Here is an 18,803-nt window from a genome sequence, read left to right as displayed (position 1 = left end):
GTTACATCACCTTCGACTGCTCCAGCTCCACCTGCAAAGTGCTGGCCAGCTCGTCGCGGGAGACTTCGAACTGCTGCTCGCGCACCAGGTCCTTCACCGCCACCACCCCGCGCGCCAGCTCGTCCTCACCGGCCAACACCACGAAGCGGATGCCCGCCTTGGCGGCGTACTGGAACTGCTTGCCGATCTTCTTCGGCTCCATCTGCACTTCGGTGTTGATCCCACCGGCGCGCAGGCGACGCGCGATGTCCAGCGACTGCGGCATGCCCTGCTCGTCCATCAGCGCCACCAGCGCCTGCACGCTGCTGGCTTCGATGCCGTCGATCAGGCCGGCCTCGCGCAGCTGCCAGAACAGGCGCGACAGGCCGATGGAGATGCCTACGCCCGGCAGCTTCGACTTGCTGTAGTGGCTGGCCAGGTCTTCATAACGGCCGCCCGAGCAGATGGAGCCGATCTGCGGGTGGTCGGTCAGCGTGGTCTCGTACACGGTACCGGTGTAGTAATCCAGGCCACGCGCAATCGAGAAATTCAGGCAATAGGCGCTTTCCGGCACGCCAAGCGCCTGCACCAGCTGCAGCACTTCGCGTAGTTCAGCAACACCGGCACGCAGGATCTCCGAAGAACCGGCGTCGGCTTCAAGCGTGGCCAGGTGCGCCAGCGCATCGGCATGGCCCTGCGAACGCACAGCCACGAAGGCCAGTATCTTCTCGACCTGTTCGGCCGGGATCCCGAAGCCTTCGCCGACCAGCGTCTCGCGCACGTAATCGGCGCCGCGCTTGTCCAGCTTGTCCACCTCGCGCAGCACCGCCAGCTGGCGCTCGCCTTCGGCCACGCCCAGGCTTTCGAAGAAGCCGCGCATCAGCTTGCGGTTGTTCAGCTGGATGCTGAAGTCACCGATGCGCAGTTCCGAGAACACGGCGTGGATGACCGCCAGCACTTCGGCATCATAGCGAACGCTCAGGCTGTCCTTGCCGATCACGTCGATGTCGCACTGGTAGAACTCACGGAAACGGCCGCGCTGGGCACGCTCGCCGCGGTACACACGCTGCATCTGGTAGCGACGGAACGGGAAGGTGAGTTCGTGTTCGTGCTCGGCCACGTAGCGTGCCAGCGGCACGGTCAGGTCGAAGCGCAGCGCCATTTCCGGCAGCGAACGGTCGCCCGATTCGGCCGCATTGGCCAGCGCACCGGTGGACTGCACGAAGTACACCTGGCGCTCGGTCTCGCCGCCGGACTTGGTCAGCAGCACGTCGGACAGTTCGAACACCGGCGTCTCCACCGGCAGGAAACCGAAGCGCTCGTAGTTGCGGCGGATCACGTCCAGCATGCGCTGGAATGCAATCTGCTCGCGCGGCAGCAGTTCAAGGGTGCCGGGCGGGGTACGGGGCTTGATCACGGGCGGAACTCCTGCTGGAACGGGACGTGGGAGGGGGCGACATTCTAGCGCCCCCGCCTCGGGCAGGGTCGAACGGCCGCTTGAAGTATCATAAGGCCCTCCCCGCCCGCGATACGCCCCCGCACCATGTCACGGCCTTCCGGCGCTCCGCCCGCCACCAACGATCCCGCCGCGCCGTCCTGCACCACGCTGGACTGCCTGCACTGCTCGGTTCGCCACCTTGCGGTGTGCTCGGCGCTGTCGCCCGATGAAGTGCAGGCACTGGAACAGGTCACCGTGTCACAGCAGGTCAGCATGGGCAGCACGCTGGCACGCACGGGTGAAGAGCGCGACCATGTCTATACATTGACCGCTGGCGCACTGCGACTGGTACGCACCCTGGCCGACGGCCGCCGCCAGATCAACGGTTTCGTGCTTCCCGGCGACTACCTCGGACTGAGTGGCAGCGACCATCACCGCTACGACATCGAAGCCATCGCCGACAGCCGCGTATGCCGCGTCGCGTTGCCGCAGATGAAGGCGCTGCGCAGCCGCTTCCCGCACCTGGAGCGCAAGCTGCTGCAGCGTGCCTGCCAGGAACTGGATGCCGCGCAGGACGCTGCACTGGCGCTGGCACGCCTGCAGCCGGCAGAGAAGCTGGCTGATTTCCTGCTGCGCCTGGCCGCGCGCGAGGCCAGGCTCGGTGGTGACGGCCTGCGCGTATCGCTGCCGATGGGGCGTGGCGATATCGCCGACCACCTGGGCCTGACCATGGAAACGGTCAGCCGCACCTTCACCAAGCTGCGCCAGCAGGGGCTGATTGCCCTGCCCCACCTGAACGTGGTGGAGATCCTCGACGAGGACGGGCTGCGCACGCTGGCCGGTGAAGGGTTGATCTGACCGCATCGCGGTTGGCTGGGTTGCCGGCCAGCGGCCGGCACTACCCGTGTTGCGCGAAGGGCATTGTAGAGTCGAGCCATGCTCGACTCATCGCGCCGTGCGCGAACAGCAGCCGAGCATGGCTCGGGTCTACATGGGAGCCAACACCTCACGCAACGCCGCGTAATCGGCGGCCAACGGTTCGGCGTGCGCCGGCCGCTGCAACAACGCATCCAATGCAGGCGGCACGGCCACAGGTTCGCCGATCAACGGTTCGACCACAGCCTCGAACTTGGCCGGATGGGCGGTAGCCACCACCGCCCAGTCACCCTTGGCACCACGCGCGCGCAGGTCCTGCAGCACCTTCACCGCTGTGGCCGTATGCGGGCAGAACAGTTCGCCGTTGCTGGCGTGCGCCGCCGCAATCGTCGCGCGGATGGTCACGTCATCTACCGAGAACGCGCGGAAGGCAGCGCGCAGCTCGGCATCATCACCGTGATAGAGCCAGCGCAGGCGTTCGAAGTTGCTTGGCGCCCCCACATCCATTGCGTTGGCAACCGTGGCCACACTGGCCTGCGGCTGGTAGTCGCCACCGTTGAAGTACGCCGGCAGTACCGCATTGGCATTGGTGGCCAGCACGATCTGCCCGATCGGAACGCCCAGCGCGCGCGCCAGCACGGCCGCCATCGCATTGCCAAGGTTGCCGGTCGGCACCACCAGGTTGAGCCGGCGACGATGCGTCGCGTAATGGGACAACGCCGCATGCGCGTAATAACTCATCTGCGGCAGCAGGCGGCCGAGGCTGATGCTGTTGGCCGAACTCAGCGGCACCTGCGCCTGCAGTTCGCGGTCAGCCAGTGCCTGCTTGACCATCGCCTGGCAATCGTCGAAGGCGCCGGCCACGCGCAGCGCCTGGATGTTGTCGCCGAAACAACCGAGCTGATGCGCCTGCCGCGGTGACACGCGGCCATCCGGATACAGCACCACCACGCGTACGCCGGGCTGGCGATGGAAGGCCGCGGCAACGGCGGCGCCGGTATCGCCGGAGGTGGCGACGACGATGGTCAGATCACGGTCCTTGCCGTCCTGCAGCCGCGACAGCGTACCGGCCAGGAAGCGCGCACCGATATCCTTGAACGCCGCCGTCGGCCCATGGAACAGCTCCAGCACATGGTCACCGTCGCCGAGTGCACGCAGTGGCACCGGGAAGTCGAACGCCTCGCGGCAGATCGAAGGCAGCGCTGCCTCCAGAGCATCACCTGCGAAGAACGGTGCCAGCAGATCGGCGGCGGTATCGGCCAGCGTTGCGCCGGCCTGCAGCTCACGTGGCGCCGGCAGCACCTGCGGAACATACAGCCCACCATCGGGCGCCAATCCTGCAGCGATCGCCGCACTGAGGCCGACGGCCGGGGACTGGCCGCGGGTCGAAACAAATTGCATAGGTTGGGTATCCAGTAAAGGGGAAGGATTCAGCACAAGCGGGCTCCCGGTGCATCCAGCGGCGACACCCAGGCATCGCTGTCGAAACCGGCGGCGGCAAATGCTGCCTGCACCGGTGCGGCAGCGGCGCGGGCCTGGTCGGCGTCCTCGAACCAGGCGAACACGCTGGGGCCAGCGCCCGAAATGCCCGCGCCCATCGCATGCGCAGACAGCGCCGCATCGCGTGCGGCCTCGAAGCCCGCAATCAGGCCGGCGCGGCGAGGCTCCACCAGCACATCACGCAGGCCTGCGCGGACCAGCGCGGCGTCGCTGCGATGGCAGCCACTGAGTACCAGCGCAAGGTTCGCACTCTGTGCCACGAATTCACCCAGCGCATAGCTGCCTTGCAGCGCCTGGCGTGCCAGACGGGTTTCCAGCACCGCGTGCGGGTGCACCAGCAGGCTGTGCCAAATGGCTGGCACAGGGATCGGCAGCAGGCGGTCGGCCGTGCACAACGCCAGCCCGCCGAGCAGCAGCGGCCCCACGTTGTCACCATGGCGGCCCCCACTGGCCACGGCCTCGCCATCCAGCGCAAACGGGTACAGCGCCTCGCGCGCGAGTGGCGCATCCAGCAATGCGTTGGCAGCAACCAGCGCAGCGACGCACGACGCTGCTGAGCCGCCCATGCCGGAGCCGAATGGAATGCCCTTGTCGATCTCCACCGCGAAGCCTAAGTCCAGGCCCAGCCCTGCGCGCAGCGACATCAACGCCGCACCTGCGGTGTTTCCGGCCGCATCCAGCGGAAGTTCGACCGCACTGCCACGGATGGCCTCGATGCGCACCACCGGCTCATCGATACACCGCACGCTCACCGTATCGCCAACGCCTGCGATGGCATGCCCCAGAATATCGAAGCCCACCGCCACATTGGCCACCGTGGCGGGCGCAAATGCACGTGCGATCACAGGCGTGCCCCCTCGCCAGCGGCTACCCGCAGCAGGTCGGCGAACACGCCCGCCGCCGTCACTTCCGGTCCAGCGCCCGGACCCTGCACCACCAACGGGTTGTCGCAGTAGCGACGGGTACGGAACTGCACCACGTTGTCGGTCAACCGAAGGTTGGCGAAGGCGTGGTCGGCGGGCAGTTCCTGCAGGCCCACCGAGGCACCGTCAGCGCCCAGCTGTGCCACGTAGCGCAGCACCGCGCCACGCGCCCGCGCGTCCTGCAACCGCTGCAACAGGCTGGCATCGGACTCGCCCAGCCGCGCCATGAAGTCATCCACGCTGCCGTCGCGCAGCAGCGCCGGCACCAGGCTTTCCACCTGTACCTGTTCCAGGCTGAGCGCGTGGCCGGCCTCGCGGGCGAGGATCACCAGCTTGCGCGCCACGTCCACGCCCGAAAGATCGTCACGCGGGTCCGGCTCGGTGTAGCCCATCGACCGCGCCTGCGCGACCAGCTGCGAGAACGGCTGGCTGCCATCGAAGCGGTTGAACAGCCAGGCCAGCGTGCCGGAGAAGATGCCTTCGATCGCCAGCACCTCGTCGCCCGTATCGACCAGATCACGCAGCGTGGTGATCACCGGCAGGCCCGCGCCCACCGTGGCTTCGTAGCGGAAGCGCGCACCACTGGCCGCAGCAGCAGCGCGGATGCGCTGGTAGCGCGGCAGTGGGCCAGCACCGGCTTGCTTGTTCGGGGTCACCACGTGGATGCCGGCTGCCAGCCAGCCCTCGTAGCGCTCGGCCACCTCGGCGCTGCCACTGCAGTCGATCACCACCGCATGCGGCAGGTGCGCGGCCAGCAGGTGTTCGGTGAAGCGATCCAGGTCGCTGGGCTCGCCCGCGTCCTGCAATGCCTCCCGCCAATCGGCGTGCAGGCCATCCACTTCCAGCCGCATGCGCGAACGCGAGGCCAGCGCGCGCAGGCGAAGTTCCACATTGGCCTTGGCCAGCAGCTGCGGGCGGGCCGCCAGCAGCTGGTCCAGCAGTGCCGCGCCGACGTTGCCCGGCCCGATCACACCGACCGCGAACGTCTGCGGCGACAGCCAGAAGCCCGCATGTGCGGCCCGCAATGCGCGGGTGGCATCGGCACTGTCCACCGCCACAGAAATATTGCGCTCCGACGAGCCCTGCGCGATCGCCAGGATGTTCACCTGCGCGCGTCCCAGCGCCTCGAACAGGCGCGCCGCCACACCGGGCTGGCCGGCCATGCCGTCGCCCACTGCCGCCAGCACGCTGACGCCCTCGCTGACCTGCACGCGCTGCACCTGCCCTACCGACAGTTCATGCGCGAACGCATGCAGCAGTGCCTCACGGCCACGCGCCGCTTCGGCGGCGCGAACCACGCAGCAGATCGAATGCTCTGACGAACCCTGCGAGATCATCACCACCGACACCTGCGCCTGGCGCAGCGCCGCGAACACGCGCTCGGCGGTACCGGGCACGCCGATCAGGCCGGTGCCCTCCAGGTTCAACAGGGCCAAGCCGGGGCTCAGGGTCAGGCCCTTCACCGGACCGCGCGGCGAGCGCTCGGCGCTGATGCGCGTCCCCGGATGCGCCGGCTGGAAGGTATTGCGGATGAAGATCGGCAGGCCGAGGCGGATGGCCGGCGACATCGTCTGCGGGTGCACCACCTTGGCGCCGAAATAAGCCAGCTCGCAGGCCTCGTCGTAGCTCAGTGACTCCAGCTGCACCGCCTCGGGCACCAGCCGCGGGTCGGCCGACAGCACGCCGTCGACGTCGGTCCAGATGTGCAGTTCATCGGCATTGAACAACGCGGCGAAGATCGCGCCGGAATAGTCGCTGCCGTTGCGGCCCAGCGTGGTGATGCGGTCATGGCGGTCACGGGCAACGAAACCGGTGGCGACCAGGCGCATCTGCGGATGCCGCAGGCGCCACTTGGCCAGGCGGTCCGCGCTGGACTCCCAGTCGACATCCACACCCAGTTCGCCATGCCCGACCACCAGCACGTCGCGTGCATCGAGTACCGCACAGTCTTCGCCCAGGGCACGCAGGTGGCTGCCGAGCAGCTGTGCGGAAAACACTTCGCCCAGGCCCTGCACACGGTCGAGCACTTCGCGCGGCAGCTCGCCGATCACCGCCAGCGCCGCCAGCACTTCGGCCAGCTGATCGAAGCGGGCGTCGATCCATTCGACCGTCTCGCCGACCTGCTCGCCCAGCAGCGCCACGGCGGCGCCGCGATGGCGCGCGCGCAGGGCATGCCACGCCTCGCGCCAACCTTCGTCGCCCTTGGCCGCCAGCTGCGCCAGATCAATCAGCGCGTCAGTGACGCCCTTCATCGCCGAGACGACAGTGACCTGCAGCGGTTCGGGGCGGGCCAGCAGCAGGCCGGCAACATGGCGATAGCGTTCGGCATCGGCCACCGAGGTGCCGCCGAACTTGTGCACGACAGTGGACGGCGCAGCCAGATCGGCCGGGGCAACGGGATGGGCGGGGGCGTGGGAAGACATGCAGACCTCGGCAGGAGGCCCCGTCGCATGCAGGTGTCGAGTTTCCCCGCCACCTGTATGGTGCGGGGCCGTGGTTTTCGGGAGTTACACGAAGACGACGGGCCGCACCAGGGCAGTGGTGACGGTGGTGGTGGTAATGGTGGTGGTGGCGACCGGCGCAGTCGAACGGCCCGCAGTGGCGGGGGCGATCAGGCTGGCGTGGGCGGCATCAAGAACCATGACGCACAGAAAACACTGTGCGCCGGCCCGCTGTCAAGTGCTGCGATGCAAAAAACCATTGCGGCGATCATCGGCTAACGTGCGTACATTTGGTTGCAACTGAGACCAAGCGCGCATCAGCACGCTTGTCGACCGGATTCAGCCGGCATGTTCGGCGATCGCCCGCGGCGTGCGATGGGCATGCGCGCACAGCATCACGCCGGCCATCAGCAACACGATGGCCAACGCTTCCAGCAGCGACGGCCAACGCTGTTGCCAGGCGAAGGCATACAGCAGTGCGAACAGTGTTTCGAACACGATCATCTGGCCAGTCAGGGTCAGCGGCAGCAGGCGGCTGGCGCGGTTCCAGAATGCGTTGCCGAGGATCGAGGCCACCACTGCCACACCGGCGCTGATCGCCCAGAACCCACTCCACTGCGCCGCCGAATGGCTGCCGGTGTGACCGATGAAGGCCATCGGCACCAGCAGCAGGGCCAGGCCGCCAGTCGTCACGCCGGTCAGCAGCGACCAGTCGTGGCTGGACAGATCCGGTCGGCGCGCCAGCCAGCGGCTGTTGCTGATCGAGTACAACGCCCACGAGAACAGCGCGCCGAACGCGCACAGCAGGCCGATCAGGCGCTGCCGCCACGGGGTGGCCAGGTGCTCGGACATCAGCGCTTCCCAGCCAACCAGTCCCACGCCGAGCACGCACAGGCCCAGCGCCGGCAGCAGCTGCCTCAGCGGCACCGCCCCCTGCTCGCGCACGCCAACGAGGGTGACCACCACCGGGATCAGGCCGACAATCAAGGAGGCTGCAGCGCCACCAGCCCACTGCACCGCCACGGCCAGCAGCAGGAAATAGACCAGGTTGCCTGCCAGGCTCAGCCACAGCAGGCCGATCCATTCGGCACGGCCCAGCCGCGGCGCCAGCCGCTTCCATCGCGGCAGCAGCAGGGCTACGGCGATCAGGCCGTAGACCAGATAGCGACCGGCCGACAGTTGCAGGGCGTTGAACGACTGCAGCACGGCGGGCGCGAGGAAAACCACGCCCCACAGTGCGCCGGCGGCAACGCCATTGGCGATGCCCAGGGCCATCGGGTTGTTGCGCATTCGGGTTCTTCGGGGGAGAGAACGGGCCGCGCAGTGTAAGCGCTGGCCGGTAGGGGCTCTTGACCCAGGCTATTGCCTTGTCAACTCTGTAGAGCCGAGCCACTGCTCGGCTGCGATTGGCCGCTGTGCAGATAAGGGCAGCCGAGCGTGGGCTCGGCTCTATAGATCAGCCGGCGCTCCTGCGCCACGCAGCCGGGGTCTGGCCACACTCGCGGCGCAGCGCACGAGTCAGTGCGCTCTGCTCGGAATAGCCTGCGGCCAGCGCGATATCGCTGATCGGCGCCGTACTGGTGCGAAGCTGGTGCTTGGCCCAGCGCAGCCGGCACGCGCTGAGCCAGGCCTGCGGGCTCAGCCCGAACTCGCGCTGGAACAATGCGTGCAACCGGCTCTCGCTGACACCGACAAATCCGGCCATCCGGGCAACCGGCCAGGCCCGGCCGGGATCGGCCTGCACCGCCGCACACAGCCCCTGCATGCGCGCGCCACTGCCCGCCGGTGCAAACACCTGCAGCAGCTGCGGCAGCAGCGCCGGCATCGGCTGCCCTGTCTGCACGTCGGCCAGGCACCGGCGCAACGCCAGCGGCAGATGCAGCCAGCGCTGCCGGCACAGATGCTCCTGCGTGCCGTCATCAAGCACGCCTGGAGGACAATCAACGATCACGAAACCATTGGGGCCGTCCGCCATCTGGTCATGCGCTTCGCCGGCAGCAACAAATGCCCCCTGCAGCAGGTCCAGCCGACCGCCGCGCCCTTCCATCTCGAACTGCAGCTCGCCCTGCAGCGGCAGAACCCACTGCGCGTAGTCATGGCGGTCCAGGCCGGTGGCCTGCCCGTAGTGCCGCAGATGGAAGATGGCGCCCATCCGGGCAGTGTGCGCGTGTAACAACGGCCGTGCAAACCGCTGCTATAGTCGGTCCGTCATCCAACGCAGGGAGTGCAGGTCATGACCCATCAGCAGCTGTCCCTGGTGCTTGCCACCAGCCTCGGCCTGGCGCTCACCGCCCCGGCCTCCGCGCAGGAACGTACCCCACCGGCGCCGCACTGCATGGACGCGGTCGGCGTCCAGGAAGTGGAGCAGGCGTCACCGCGTTCAATCGCCCTGCGAGCCGCCTCGGGCCAGGCTTATCGGATCGACTTCAGCGAGGAGTGCCCCGGCGTCCGCGGTGCCACCACGCTGAAACTTGAGGCGCCCGCTGGCTGGGCCTGCGGTCGCCCCAGCGAGCGTGTGGTGGTCGATGGCCGCACCTGCGCGATCAGCGCGGTGACCCCCGTGCAGGATCGCGACTACGCCAACGTGGCCCGCGACAGCGACCGCCTGCGCATGGCCACCCTGCCCGCCCTGACCATCCGCGAGCGCAGGGACATCCGCCGCAGTTTCGGTGGTTCGCCGTCGTACTGCTTTGCCACGCGCAACGTGCGCGCGTGGTCGTCCGACCCGCAGGGCATGCTGGTGGAGACCAATCCGCATCGCAATGGTGGTCACCGCTACTATCGCGTGGAGCTTGGCAGCCACTGCCGCCAGCTCGACCGTGCGCCACAGCTGAGCTTCCACTCCGGCATGCAGAACGGCCTGATCTGTGGCAATCCGGGCGATCGCATCCTTACCGCCGGATTCGAGAAGGGTGACCTGCGCAACGATGCACTGGCGCCGCTGCCGCAGTACACCCACGGCGGCTGCACGATCCAGGCGGTCTATCCGGCTTCCAGCCAGGCGTCGAACTAACCGTCGACGCCGAGGAAGGTGAACGGTGCGCTGGGTACGAACTGGCCCAGCGCATCGCCGGCAAAGGTGTTGCGCTGGTCCTTGCCGAGGTCCAGCTTGAGGACCTGGCCGCCGAAGTCGACCTTGTTCAGATCAACCCAGAAGGTGTTCGGGGTCAACGCCGACTCGAAGAAGTACAACCGCCGCTTGTGGTCGGCTACGGTGCGCCAGCGCGTGGAAGAAATGTTCGGCTCGCCTGGCGTGGTGATGCCATACGGCACCGATGCATTGCGGATCACGCTGAACACGCTGGCCAGCGCCATCACCGGGTCTTCGGACTTGGGAATGGCATTGATGTAGAACGAGGCGCGGGCGAAGCGGTCGGCGGAACGGTTGGTGCCGGGCAGCATCACCGTGCCACCGATCTGCTGCCAATAGCTGTTCAGCGCCAGCTGGTGCTCGAAGATCGGCGAGTTGGTCATCACCTGGTAGCGCCGGTCATGATGGATCACCTGGCGACCGCCGATGTATTCGACGATCGCGCTGTCGCCGCTGGCATCGGACAGCGACAGGTGCAGCGTCGCCTGGCGGTCTTCGCCGGGCACCTTGTCGGTGACGATCGAGTACGGCTCGCGCTTCAACGCGGTGACCGCCTCTTCAACGGTAGCGAAATTGTCCAGCACATACTGCGCCCACAGCGAAATCGCCAGGCCCGGCTTGTTGCCACGCTTCTGCGGATACTCCGATTCGACCAGCCACAGCAGGTTGGCCACCAGGCCCTTTTCGTTCATCCCGTCGGTGGTCGACACGTCGTAGCCGGTGGCCACCACGCTGCCGTAGCGCGCGGTCCACGCCAGCGACTTCGGGCCGGCCTGGCCGGTGCGCGCAATGCCGCGCGGCAGTATGTAGAGGTTGGTCGCCACATCGACCTTCCAGTCCATCGAGCGCGCGGTGATCACATCACCGTTGTCACCCAGGTACACCGCACGCGTGCAGGCCAGTGCCGGCGTGGTCGCGGACGCCAACGCCACGGCCAGCATCACCTTTCCTTTCCAGTTCATCCGTGCCATGCACTACACTCCTTTCCCCGTGATGCATGATCTGATCCGATCCAGGGTGACACCGGAGTGAAGCCTCAGCGCACGAACCGATCGTGCGCCCAGAAGCCCAGGACCATGGCAGGCACGAACCACAGCGCCTCGCGCGATGCCGCCGCCAGCCCCGCGATGGCCGGGCCCGGGCAGTAGCCGGCCCATCCCCAGCCTATACCGAACAGTGCGGCACCCAGCAGTAGACGCGTATCGACATCGCGCGCGGTGGGCAACTGGAAGCGCATCGCGAACCACGGCCGCGCGCGCCGCAGCGCCCAGCGCTGGCCGGCCGCACTGACCAGCAGCGCCGACCCCAGCACCCATAGCAGGGTGGGATCGAAATCCCCGGTGACATCAAGGAAGCCGAGCACGCGACGCGCATCGGTCATGCCGGAAAGGGCCAGGCCTGCGCCGAACAGCGCACCCGCTACAGCGGCAGCAGCCCTCGGACGACTCATGCCAGGGCTCCACCGTGCCGGGCCAGGAAGGTCGTCAGCATCGCGAACGCCATGAATAGCAGCACCGCCAGCGACGATCGCTTCGAACCGCGCGCCAGGCCACACACGCCGTGGCCACTGGTACAGCCGCTGCCCAAGCGGGTGCCGAAGCCGACCAGCAGGCCGGCGCCGACCAACTGCCAGGCCGGCAATGCATCACGCAGCAGTGCGCGTGGCGATGCCGCGGGCACCGACTGCCACCACAGCACCAGCCCCGCCGATGCCAGCAGGCCGGCCAGGAATGCCCAGCGCCAGCCACGCTCGCCTTCGGCTGCCCGCAGGCTGACCGCGGCGATGCCGCTGATGCCCGCCACGCGCCCGATGCTGGCCAGCAACAGCACCGCAGCGGCACCGATCAAGGCGCCGCCGGTGACCGCACCCCAGGGCAGGTTCATGCCCCACCCTCTTCGCCACCGCACATGGAATTGCTCCTTAATTTAGACTACTCTAAATTAGATCATCCTAAACAAAGGAGTCAACATGGTCCGGTCCCTGCCCGACGGCGCAGCCATGGCCGAACACGCTTCAGAGGCAGCCACGCTGCTCAAAGGCCTGGCCCACCCCGCCCGGCTGCGGGTGTTGTGCCGCCTGGTCGAAGGCGAGGCGGCAGTAGCGGAGCTGCAGGCGCTTACCGGGCTGAGCGCGTCGGCGCTGTCCCAGCACCTGGCGGTACTGCGCGCGATGAAGATCGTGGCAACCCGGCGCGAGGCACAGGCGATCCACTATCGGGTGGTCGAAGGGCCTGCGCTGGGTGTGCTGCAGGCCCTGCACGCTGCCTACTGCGGCCGGGCGTGAGGTTGAATGTCAGCCGGCATGCAGCGCCGGCTGCACCACCGTGTCCAGCAGGTCGACCGGTGTCGGCGCCGCGCGATCCCCCTCCAGCGCCCGGCTGAAACCGGCCCAGTCGCTGGATGACAACTGGCGCAGCAGCGCTGCCTCCACCGGCAACGCCCGCATCGACCAGTAGGGAAACTGGCGCTGGCCGAGGCGGCCTCGCGCCAGCTCGATGATGTCGATGTGACTGCCGGCCTGGAGAATGCGCTCATACACCGAGTCGATGCCATCCGGCGGCCCCTCGATGTACTGCAGGAAACGATTGCCATCGTGCAGCAGCACTCCGGTCACCCCCGCCATCTTGTTGAAACGCGCAGCGTCTTCGACCAGCGCCTGCAGGCGTTGGCTGGAGAGCTCCGGCAGCGCCCGGCTGATGTAGGCGATGGCGCGCAATGGCATGGTGCTTCCTTGGCTGGGTGTGAACGCACGGTAGCAGTTGCGGACGAGCCCGTCTCAATACGCCCGCCCGTTCCCTGAAGAATTCAGGTTTCGATGGCGCCCGCCCCGTCCCACCGCCGCGGCAGCACGGCCTCGAACACGACCTGGCCTGCCTCGTTGCGCGCCGCGATCCGGCCGCCGTGCGCGCGCACGAACTGATCCACGATGTACAGGCCCAGCCCCAGTCCCTTGCTCTGGTGGAAACTGGCCTTGAACGGCTCGAACAAGCGCGGCAACAGCACGTCATCGATATGGCCGGCATTGCTCACCCGCAGCACCACCGCGCGGGCATCGTTGCCATCCAGCTGCACGTGTGCCTCGCTGCCATGCGTCAACGCATTGCCCACCAGGTTTGCTGCGATCTGGCCCAGGCGGTCCATGTCGCCTTGCAGGCGCGTGTCGCCGACGGCGTCGAAACGAATGCGCTCCTGACCGTGGGCACTGCCCGCTTCGGCGATCACCGCACGGGTGACCTCACGCAGGTCGCAGGCGGTAGCCTGCAGCCGCAGGCCACCACTGCGGATCCGCGAAAAGTCCAGCAACTGCTCGACCATCCGCGCCATGCGCAGGGTACTGGCCTCCAGATGCGCCAGTGTATGCTGCGCGCTGCTGTTGTTCGCCGGAAGCTCCAGCGCCAGCTTGTCGGCACACAACAGGATCGCCGACAGCGGCGTGCGCAGGTCGTGGGTCAACACGGCGGCCATCGTCTCGTTGAGCTTCAGCGCCCGCTCGAGCGCCTCGTTGCGGGCCTTCAGCAGCTGGCGCTGCTGGTACAGCTCGATGAAGACGTTGACCTTGCTCAGGATCACCTGTGGTGCCACCGGCTTGTGCAGGAAATCCACCGCACCGGTTTCGTAGCCCTTGAACGCACGCAGCGGATCGTCCGGCGAGGCGGTCAGGAAGATGATCGGCACCGTGCGGCTGCGATGCGAGCCGCGCATCAGTTCGGCCAGGGTGAAGCCATCGATCTCGGGCATGTGCACATCGAGCAACGCCAGCGCCACCTCGTGCTCCAGCAGCAGCTCCAGCGCCTCCGCGCCCGAACCGGCCAGCAGCAGGTTCACGCCCTCGCGCTGCAACAGCGCCTGCATGGCCACCAGATTCTGCGGCACGTCGTCGACGATCAGCAGGTTGACCGGGGACTGCGACTGCGCAGGGTCCGGCGGCAACAGGTTCATGCAAACAGCTCCTTCAGGCGACGACACATCAGTTCAAGGGACAGCACGGCATCGGCACCAGCGTGCTGCAGGGCGGAGGCCGGCATCATCGATGCCTCGGCCTCCTCGGGACATTGCAGCCAGGCTCGACCACCGGCGCCGCGCACTGCGGCCACCCCTTCACTGCCATCGCTGCTGGCGCCGGTCAGCAGCAGGGCCAGCACCTGGTCGCCGAATACGGCCGCTGCCGATTCGAACAGCGGATCGATGGCCGGGCGCGAGAACAGCACTGGCGCGTCCACCGACAGCGCCAGCGAGCCGGCGTCTTCCACCAGCAGGTGGTAATCCGGCGGCGCGAAGGTCACCGTGCCACGCAGCAACGGCTGCTTGTCTTCGGCCTCGCGCACCGGCAGCGCGCAGTACGGTGCCAGCACTTCGGCGATGCGGCTGCTGCGATCACGTGGCAGGTGCAGCACCGCCAGCACCGGCACCGGCAGCGTCGCGGGCAGCGCGCCGAGCACCGCCTGCAGGGCCGCGACGCCACCGGCCGAAGCCCCGATCACCAGTACGGCCGGGGGTGTCGGCGTGGCCATCAGGCCACCTTCCGGTACAGGCGATGCTCGCGCGAACAGACCTCGAACGCATCGTGGTGGCACCCGAACTGCAGCGACTCCTTGCTGCCCAGGCCCAGGAAGCCGCGGTGCACCAGCGCTTCACGGAACAGGCCCACCGCGCGGTCCTGCAGGTCGCGGTTGAAATAGATCAGCACGTTGCGGCACGACACCAGGTGTACTTCGGAGAACACCGTGTCGGTGGCCAGGCTGTGGTCGGCAAACACCACGTTGCGGCGCAGCTGCCGGTCGAACACCGCGCCATCGTAAGCCGTGGCGTAGTAATCGGACAGCGACGCGGCGCCACCGGCCGCCAGATAGTTGCGGCTGAACTGCGCCATCCGGTCGATGCCATAGGCCCCGGCTTCCGCGGTGGCCAGCGCCGCTGGATTGATGTCGGTGGCGTAGACGATGCTGCGCTCGAGCAGGCCTTCCTCGTGCAACAGGATCGCCAGCGACCAGACTTCTTCGCCCGTGCTGCAACCGGCCACCCACAGCTTCACCGACGGATAGGTGCGCAGTACCGGCACTACCTGCTCGCGCAGCTCACGGAAATAGGCCGGGTCACGGAACATCTCCGAGACCTGCACGGTGAAGAACTGCATCGCCTGCGCGAACAGGTCCGGCTCGTGCAGCAGGCGGTGCTGCAGATCGGCCAGCCGCCCGCACTCATAACGCTGCATGGCCTGGCGGATCCGTCGGCGCAGCGACGACACCGCGTAACTGCGGAAATCGTAGTGGTAGCGCTGGTACAACGCTTCCAGCAGCACCTTCAGCTCCAGGTCGAACAGGGCCTGCTCGTTCATTGCCGCGAGCACCAGACCCGGCACAGCGATACCAGCTTGTCGACGTCGATGGGCTTGGCGATGTAGTCGTTGGCACCGGCCTGCAGGCAGCGCTCACGATCGTCCGGCATGGCCTTGGCGGTCAGCGCGATGATCGGCAGGTCCTGCAGGTGGCGTTGCGCGCGGATCTCCCGCATTGCGGCCAGCCCATCCTTCTCCGGCATCATGATGTCCATCAGCACCAGGTCGACCTCGCGCTCGGCCAGGCGATCCACCGCTTCCTGGCCATTGCGCGCGATCTCCAGGGTCACGCCCAGCGGTTCAAGCACACTGGACAGTGCGAAGATGTTGCGCACGTCGTCCTCGGCCAGCAGCACCGTCCGACCGTCGAGCACAGTATCGCGACGGCGCGCCTCGCGCAGCAGGCGCTGCTGGTCGGTCGGCAGGCTGGCCTCCACGCTGTGCAGGAACAGGGTGACCTCGTCCAGCAGGCGCTCGGGCGAACGTGCGCCCTTGATGATGATGCTCTTGGAATAGCGGCGCAGGCGCTGCTCTTCCTCGCGGCTGAGCGCGCGACCGGTGTAGACGATCACCGGCGGGAAACCGACATCGTCGTTGCCGGCCATGTGCTCGAGCAGGTCGTAGCCACTGCCGTCGGGCAGCGACAGGTCCATCACCATGCAGTCGAACGTGACCGTGCTGAGCTGTTCCAGTGCGCCGGCCAAGGTGCCCACCGCGACGATCTGCAGCTGGTCGCGGCCCAGCAACAGTTCCAGGTTGCGGCGCAGCTCGCTGTCGTCCTCGACGATCAGCAGCCGCCGCACGTCGCGTTGGCTGGTCTGTTCCAGCTGCTCGATGGCCGTCACCAGCCGCTCGCGCGTGGTCGGCTTGATCGCAAACCCGATCGCGCCCAGCTCGCGCGCCACCTGGCTGCGATCCGTGGCCGAGACCACATGCACCGGGATATGGCGGGTATCCGGGTTGCGCTTCAGGCGCTCCAGCACGCTCAGCCCGGACACATCGGGCAGGCCGATATCGAGCAGGATGCCGTTCGGGCGCAGTTCGCTGGCCAAGGCCAGCGCCTCTTCCGCCGTGCCCGCCACCACACAGTCGAAGTCCAGTTCATGGGCCAGCGCCACCAGCGCTTCGGCGAACGTGGCATCGTCCTCCACCGCCAGGATCAGGCGACCGGCGCGCTGCCGGCGACCACGGTCGTCGGCCACGCCGGCCGTCGCAGTGACCGGCGCTGCCGCGCTCGCAACGCGCACAGGCGCGGCTGGCAGCACGGCCGGTGCCGCCGGCGGCGCTGCCAAGGGACCCTCGGCAGCGTCAGCCGCGCTCGCGGCGGGCGCACCCTGCAACGGCAGCTCCAGGATGAAGCAGCTGCCGCGTCCGGGCTCACTGTCGACCTGGATGCCACCGCCCATGCGCTCGGCCAGATCGCGCGAGATCGACAGGCCCAGCCCGGTACCGCCGTAGCGACGGCGGGTGCTGCCGTCGGCCTGGCGGAAGGCTTCAAAGATGACGTCCAGCTGCTCGCGGGCAATGCCGATGCCGGTGTCGCAGACCTCGAACCGGATGCGGCCGTTGCCGCCGGCACGCACGTGCAGGCTGACCTTTCCATGCTCGGTGAACTTCACTGCGTTGGCCAGCAGGTTCTTCAGGATCTGCTGCAGCCGCTGGCTGTCGACCACCAGCTGGGTCGGTGCCAGCGCGTCGGCTTCGATCTGCAACGCCAGGCCCTTCTGCCGCGCCATCGGTTCGAAGGTCTCGCGCAGGCGCTGCAGCGCGCTCTCGACCACCACCACTTCATCGGACAGTTCGACGTGGCCGGCCTCGATGCGCGACAGGTCCAGGATGTCGTTGATCAGCGCCAGCAGGTCGTTGTTGGACGAGAGGATCGCACGCGCGTACTTCACCTGCTCCTCGGTGAGCGTGCCATCCTTGTTGTCGGCCAGCAGCTTGGCCAGGATCAGCGAGCTGTTCAGCGGCGTGCGCAGCTCATGCGACATGTTGGCCAGGAACTCGGACTTGTAGCGCGAGGTCGCGGCCAGCTCGTTGCTGTTGCGCACCAGCTGGCTCTGCGCCACCAGCAGCGCCTGCTTCTGCGCCTCCAGCTCGTGGGTGCGCTCTTCCAGCTGCACGTTGCTCTGTTCCAGCTCGGCCTGCTGTTCTTCCAGGTGGCTCTGCGACTGCAGCAGGCTGCGGCTCTGCTCTTCCAGTTCTTCGTTGGCCACGCGCAGCTCTTCCTGCTGGGCCTGCAGCTCTTCACCCTGGCGCTGCGACTCTTCCAGCAGCACCACCAGCTGCGCACGCAGCAGCGATGCGCGCAGCGCCATGCCGACGGTCTCCGCACAGCGCTCCAGAAGTTCGCGATCCAGATCACGCAGTCCGCCCACCTTGGCGCGACCCAGCTCGATGACCCCGACCACCGCGCCATCGCTGCTGATCGGCGCCAGGATGCGCTCGCGCACCGGCAACCGGCCGAGGCTGGTCTGCAGTTCAAGCACGGCGGCATCATCGCCGTGAAGGTGGCGGATGCGTTCATCACGGGCGACCTGCCCGGCCAGCCCTTCGTGAAGGGCCAGCGACGCTGGCGTTCCCGCAGGCAAGGCGATGCCACCGGTCAGCTGCAACCGCCCGCCTTCCAGTCGGTAGACCGCACTTACCTCCGCGCCGAGCTGCGCGGCCAGGCTTGTCGCTGCAGCCTCGGCGATCTGTTCCGGCCCCAGGTCACCGCGAAGGCTCATCGCCACCGCGTTCTCGGCTTCCTGCAGCCAGAGCGCGCGCATTGCCTGGCGCCGGGCCTGGATCGCGCGCGAGACGATCAGTGCGATCATCAGGAAGGCACAGCCGCCAATGGTCCGGTTGACGAAGGAGAACGCCGAGTTGGAACTGGCGGGCGCGACGTTGAAGCCGATGACCAGCAGGAGGCAGGACAGCAGGGCCACCACGAACGGCGCCCGCGCGCTGCGCTGGAACACCGTGACGCCAACAGCCAGGAAGTAGGCCAGCCATACGGCATAGCCGAGCGGGACGACCAGTTCCAACGCGATGGTCGCGGCCAGCAGCACAGCGGACGTCATCCAGATCCAGCGGTCACGCGTAGTCGCACCAGGACGCATGCAGGTCGGTTCCAGAAGGCAAAGGGTGGAAGATGGTACTCCGTGTCGCATTCAGCCGCACAGGACAAATGGCACGTGTCAGGTGTGCACGCATCCTTCACACTTGAATGCCTAGC

General features: G+C 67.6%; 18 protein-coding genes. 4 read left to right on the top strand and 14 right to left on the bottom strand.

Annotated elements, in window-relative coordinates; genetic code table 11:
* Position 1: 1 nt before the first annotated feature.
* Positions 2 to 1,396 (bottom strand): histidine--tRNA ligase, encoded by a 1,395-nt coding sequence (hisS, locus tag AC5P65_RS15930; protein WP_021202836.1) that lies wholly within the window; start codon positions 1,394 to 1,396, stop codon positions 2 to 4.
* Positions 1,397 to 1,522: 126 nt separating this feature from the next.
* On the opposite strand from hisS, the gene AC5P65_RS15925 reads away from it, so the two are divergent.
* Complete coding sequence (locus AC5P65_RS15925) at positions 1,523 to 2,275, top strand: Crp/Fnr family transcriptional regulator (protein ID WP_021202837.1); 753 nt, start codon at positions 1,523 to 1,525, stop codon at positions 2,273 to 2,275.
* Positions 2,276 to 2,404: 129 nt separating this feature from the next.
* Here AC5P65_RS15925 and thrC read toward each other — a convergent pair whose 3' ends face one another.
* Genes thrC through thrA form a run of 3 tightly spaced genes read right to left on the bottom strand, consistent with a single transcriptional unit; the run spans position 2,405 to position 7,139 of the window.
* Positions 2,405 to 3,694: a threonine synthase gene (gene thrC / locus AC5P65_RS15920; RefSeq protein ID WP_021202838.1), complete on the bottom strand. Its 1,290-nt coding sequence runs from the start codon at positions 3,692 to 3,694 to the stop codon at positions 2,405 to 2,407.
* Positions 3,695 to 3,723: 29 nt separating this feature from the next.
* The gene (locus tag AC5P65_RS15915) at positions 3,724 to 4,638 is read right to left on the bottom strand and encodes a homoserine kinase (protein ID WP_495215718.1); all 915 of its coding nucleotides are present in this window, start codon (positions 4,636 to 4,638) and stop codon (positions 3,724 to 3,726) included.
* Positions 4,635 to 7,139 carry a bifunctional aspartate kinase/homoserine dehydrogenase I gene (gene thrA, locus AC5P65_RS15910; protein WP_111099130.1) on the bottom strand — a complete coding sequence of 835 codons (2,505 nt, stop codon included), beginning with the start codon at positions 7,137 to 7,139 and terminating at the stop codon, positions 4,635 to 4,637. The genes AC5P65_RS15915 and thrA overlap by 4 nt, the downstream gene beginning before the upstream one ends.
* Before the next feature lie 27 nt (positions 7,140 to 7,166).
* On the opposite strand from thrA, the gene AC5P65_RS15905 reads away from it, so the two are divergent.
* Positions 7,167 to 7,436: a hypothetical protein gene (locus AC5P65_RS15905; protein WP_171952063.1), complete on the top strand. Its 270-nt coding sequence runs from the start codon at positions 7,167 to 7,169 to the stop codon at positions 7,434 to 7,436.
* 60 nt (positions 7,437 to 7,496) lie between these two features.
* On the opposite strand, the gene AC5P65_RS15900 is transcribed toward AC5P65_RS15905, so the two are convergent.
* Both AC5P65_RS15900 and AC5P65_RS15895 read right to left on the bottom strand, forming a co-directional pair.
* A complete protein-coding gene (locus AC5P65_RS15900; protein WP_495215717.1) occupies positions 7,497 to 8,447 on the bottom strand; it encodes a DMT family transporter in 951 nt (316 codons plus the stop codon).
* A 166-nt stretch (positions 8,448 to 8,613) separates the two neighbouring features.
* Positions 8,614 to 9,309, bottom strand: coding sequence for a helix-turn-helix transcriptional regulator (locus tag AC5P65_RS15895; RefSeq protein ID WP_021202843.1), 696 nt, complete (start codon positions 9,307 to 9,309; stop codon positions 8,614 to 8,616).
* An 81-nt stretch (positions 9,310 to 9,390) separates the two neighbouring features.
* On the opposite strand from AC5P65_RS15895, the gene AC5P65_RS15890 reads away from it, so the two are divergent.
* Positions 9,391 to 10,170 carry a DUF6491 family protein gene (locus tag AC5P65_RS15890; protein WP_021202844.1) on the top strand — a complete coding sequence of 260 codons (780 nt, stop codon included), beginning with the start codon at positions 9,391 to 9,393 and terminating at the stop codon, positions 10,168 to 10,170.
* On the opposite strand, the gene AC5P65_RS15885 is transcribed toward AC5P65_RS15890, so the two are convergent.
* The 3 genes from AC5P65_RS15885 to AC5P65_RS15875 all read right to left on the bottom strand — a co-directional run bounded on the left by AC5P65_RS15885 (position 10,167) and on the right by AC5P65_RS15875 (position 12,132).
* Positions 10,167 to 11,219: a linear amide C-N hydrolase gene (locus tag AC5P65_RS15885; RefSeq protein ID WP_134731445.1), complete on the bottom strand. Its 1,053-nt coding sequence runs from the start codon at positions 11,217 to 11,219 to the stop codon at positions 10,167 to 10,169. The genes AC5P65_RS15890 and AC5P65_RS15885 overlap by 4 nt on opposite strands.
* Positions 11,220 to 11,284: 65 nt before the next feature.
* Positions 11,285 to 11,698, bottom strand: coding sequence for a DUF6691 family protein (locus AC5P65_RS15880; RefSeq protein WP_019661402.1), 414 nt, complete (start codon positions 11,696 to 11,698; stop codon positions 11,285 to 11,287).
* Entirely contained in the window at positions 11,695 to 12,132 is a 438-nt protein-coding gene (locus AC5P65_RS15875) for a YeeE/YedE family protein (RefSeq protein ID WP_495215716.1), read from the bottom strand. Before AC5P65_RS15875 ends, AC5P65_RS15880 begins: the two co-directional genes overlap by 4 nt.
* Before the next feature lie 85 nt (positions 12,133 to 12,217).
* Here AC5P65_RS15875 and AC5P65_RS15870 point away from each other — a divergent pair, with 85 nt between their 5' ends.
* Entirely contained in the window at positions 12,218 to 12,532 is a 315-nt protein-coding gene (locus tag AC5P65_RS15870; RefSeq protein WP_019661400.1) for an ArsR/SmtB family transcription factor, read from the top strand.
* 9 nt (positions 12,533 to 12,541) lie between these two features.
* On the opposite strand, the gene AC5P65_RS15865 is transcribed toward AC5P65_RS15870, so the two are convergent.
* From AC5P65_RS15865 to AC5P65_RS15845, 5 genes are all read right to left on the bottom strand, one after another.
* Positions 12,542 to 12,970, bottom strand: coding sequence for a BLUF domain-containing protein (locus AC5P65_RS15865; RefSeq protein WP_019661399.1), 429 nt, complete (start codon positions 12,968 to 12,970; stop codon positions 12,542 to 12,544).
* Between the two features lie 83 nt (positions 12,971 to 13,053).
* Positions 13,054 to 14,187 (bottom strand): hybrid sensor histidine kinase/response regulator, encoded by a 1,134-nt coding sequence (locus AC5P65_RS15860; protein WP_188249768.1) that lies wholly within the window; start codon positions 14,185 to 14,187, stop codon positions 13,054 to 13,056.
* Positions 14,184 to 14,759, bottom strand: a complete 576-nt coding sequence (locus AC5P65_RS15855) for a chemotaxis protein CheB (protein ID WP_111103713.1) — start codon at positions 14,757 to 14,759, stop codon at positions 14,184 to 14,186. The genes AC5P65_RS15860 and AC5P65_RS15855 overlap by 4 nt, the downstream gene beginning before the upstream one ends.
* Positions 14,759 to 15,583, bottom strand: coding sequence for a CheR family methyltransferase (locus AC5P65_RS15850; protein ID WP_019661396.1), 825 nt, complete (start codon positions 15,581 to 15,583; stop codon positions 14,759 to 14,761). The genes AC5P65_RS15855 and AC5P65_RS15850 overlap by 1 nt, the downstream gene beginning before the upstream one ends.
* The gene (locus AC5P65_RS15845; RefSeq protein WP_329867242.1) at positions 15,580 to 18,687 is read right to left on the bottom strand and encodes a response regulator; all 3,108 of its coding nucleotides are present in this window, start codon (positions 18,685 to 18,687) and stop codon (positions 15,580 to 15,582) included. Before AC5P65_RS15845 ends, AC5P65_RS15850 begins: the two co-directional genes overlap by 4 nt.
* Positions 18,688 to 18,803: the final 116 nt, after the last annotated feature.

Source organism: Stenotrophomonas sp. YJH_SMC_48-3 (genome assembly GCF_059369375.1).
This window is presented reverse-complemented; position numbering and strand designations above follow the sequence as displayed.

What these genes read in the sequence shown, in the direction of transcription:
- AC5P65_RS15925 (WP_021202837.1), top strand. Translation starts at nt 1,523, where the DNA reads ATGTCACGGCCTTCCGGCGCTCCGCCCGCCACCAACGATCCCGCCGCG.
- thrC (WP_021202838.1), bottom strand. Translation starts at nt 3,694, where the DNA reads ATGCAATTTGTTTCGACCCGCGGCCAGTCCCCGGCCGTCGGCCTCAGT.
- thrA (WP_111099130.1), bottom strand. Translation starts at nt 7,139, where the DNA reads ATGTCTTCCCACGCCCCCGCCCATCCCGTTGCCCCGGCCGATCTGGCT.
- AC5P65_RS15905 (WP_171952063.1), top strand. Translation starts at nt 7,167, where the DNA reads ATGCAGGTGTCGAGTTTCCCCGCCACCTGTATGGTGCGGGGCCGTGGT.
- AC5P65_RS15900 (WP_495215717.1), bottom strand. Translation starts at nt 8,447, where the DNA reads ATGCGCAACAACCCGATGGCCCTGGGCATCGCCAATGGCGTTGCCGCC.
- AC5P65_RS15895 (WP_021202843.1), bottom strand. Translation starts at nt 9,309, where the DNA reads ATGGGCGCCATCTTCCATCTGCGGCACTACGGGCAGGCCACCGGCCTG.
- AC5P65_RS15890 (WP_021202844.1), top strand. Translation starts at nt 9,391, where the DNA reads ATGACCCATCAGCAGCTGTCCCTGGTGCTTGCCACCAGCCTCGGCCTG.
- AC5P65_RS15885 (WP_134731445.1), bottom strand. Translation starts at nt 11,219, where the DNA reads ATGGCACGGATGAACTGGAAAGGAAAGGTGATGCTGGCCGTGGCGTTG.
- AC5P65_RS15880 (WP_019661402.1), bottom strand. Translation starts at nt 11,698, where the DNA reads ATGAGTCGTCCGAGGGCTGCTGCCGCTGTAGCGGGTGCGCTGTTCGGC.
- AC5P65_RS15875 (WP_495215716.1), bottom strand. Translation starts at nt 12,132, where the DNA reads ATGAACCTGCCCTGGGGTGCGGTCACCGGCGGCGCCTTGATCGGTGCC.
- AC5P65_RS15870 (WP_019661400.1), top strand. Translation starts at nt 12,218, where the DNA reads ATGGTCCGGTCCCTGCCCGACGGCGCAGCCATGGCCGAACACGCTTCA.
- AC5P65_RS15865 (WP_019661399.1), bottom strand. Translation starts at nt 12,970, where the DNA reads ATGCCATTGCGCGCCATCGCCTACATCAGCCGGGCGCTGCCGGAGCTC.
- AC5P65_RS15860 (WP_188249768.1), bottom strand. Translation starts at nt 14,187, where the DNA reads ATGAACCTGTTGCCGCCGGACCCTGCGCAGTCGCAGTCCCCGGTCAAC.
- AC5P65_RS15855 (WP_111103713.1), bottom strand. Translation starts at nt 14,759, where the DNA reads ATGGCCACGCCGACACCCCCGGCCGTACTGGTGATCGGGGCTTCGGCC.
- AC5P65_RS15850 (WP_019661396.1), bottom strand. Translation starts at nt 15,583, where the DNA reads ATGAACGAGCAGGCCCTGTTCGACCTGGAGCTGAAGGTGCTGCTGGAA.
- AC5P65_RS15845 (WP_329867242.1), bottom strand. Translation starts at nt 18,687, where the DNA reads ATGCGTCCTGGTGCGACTACGCGTGACCGCTGGATCTGGATGACGTCC.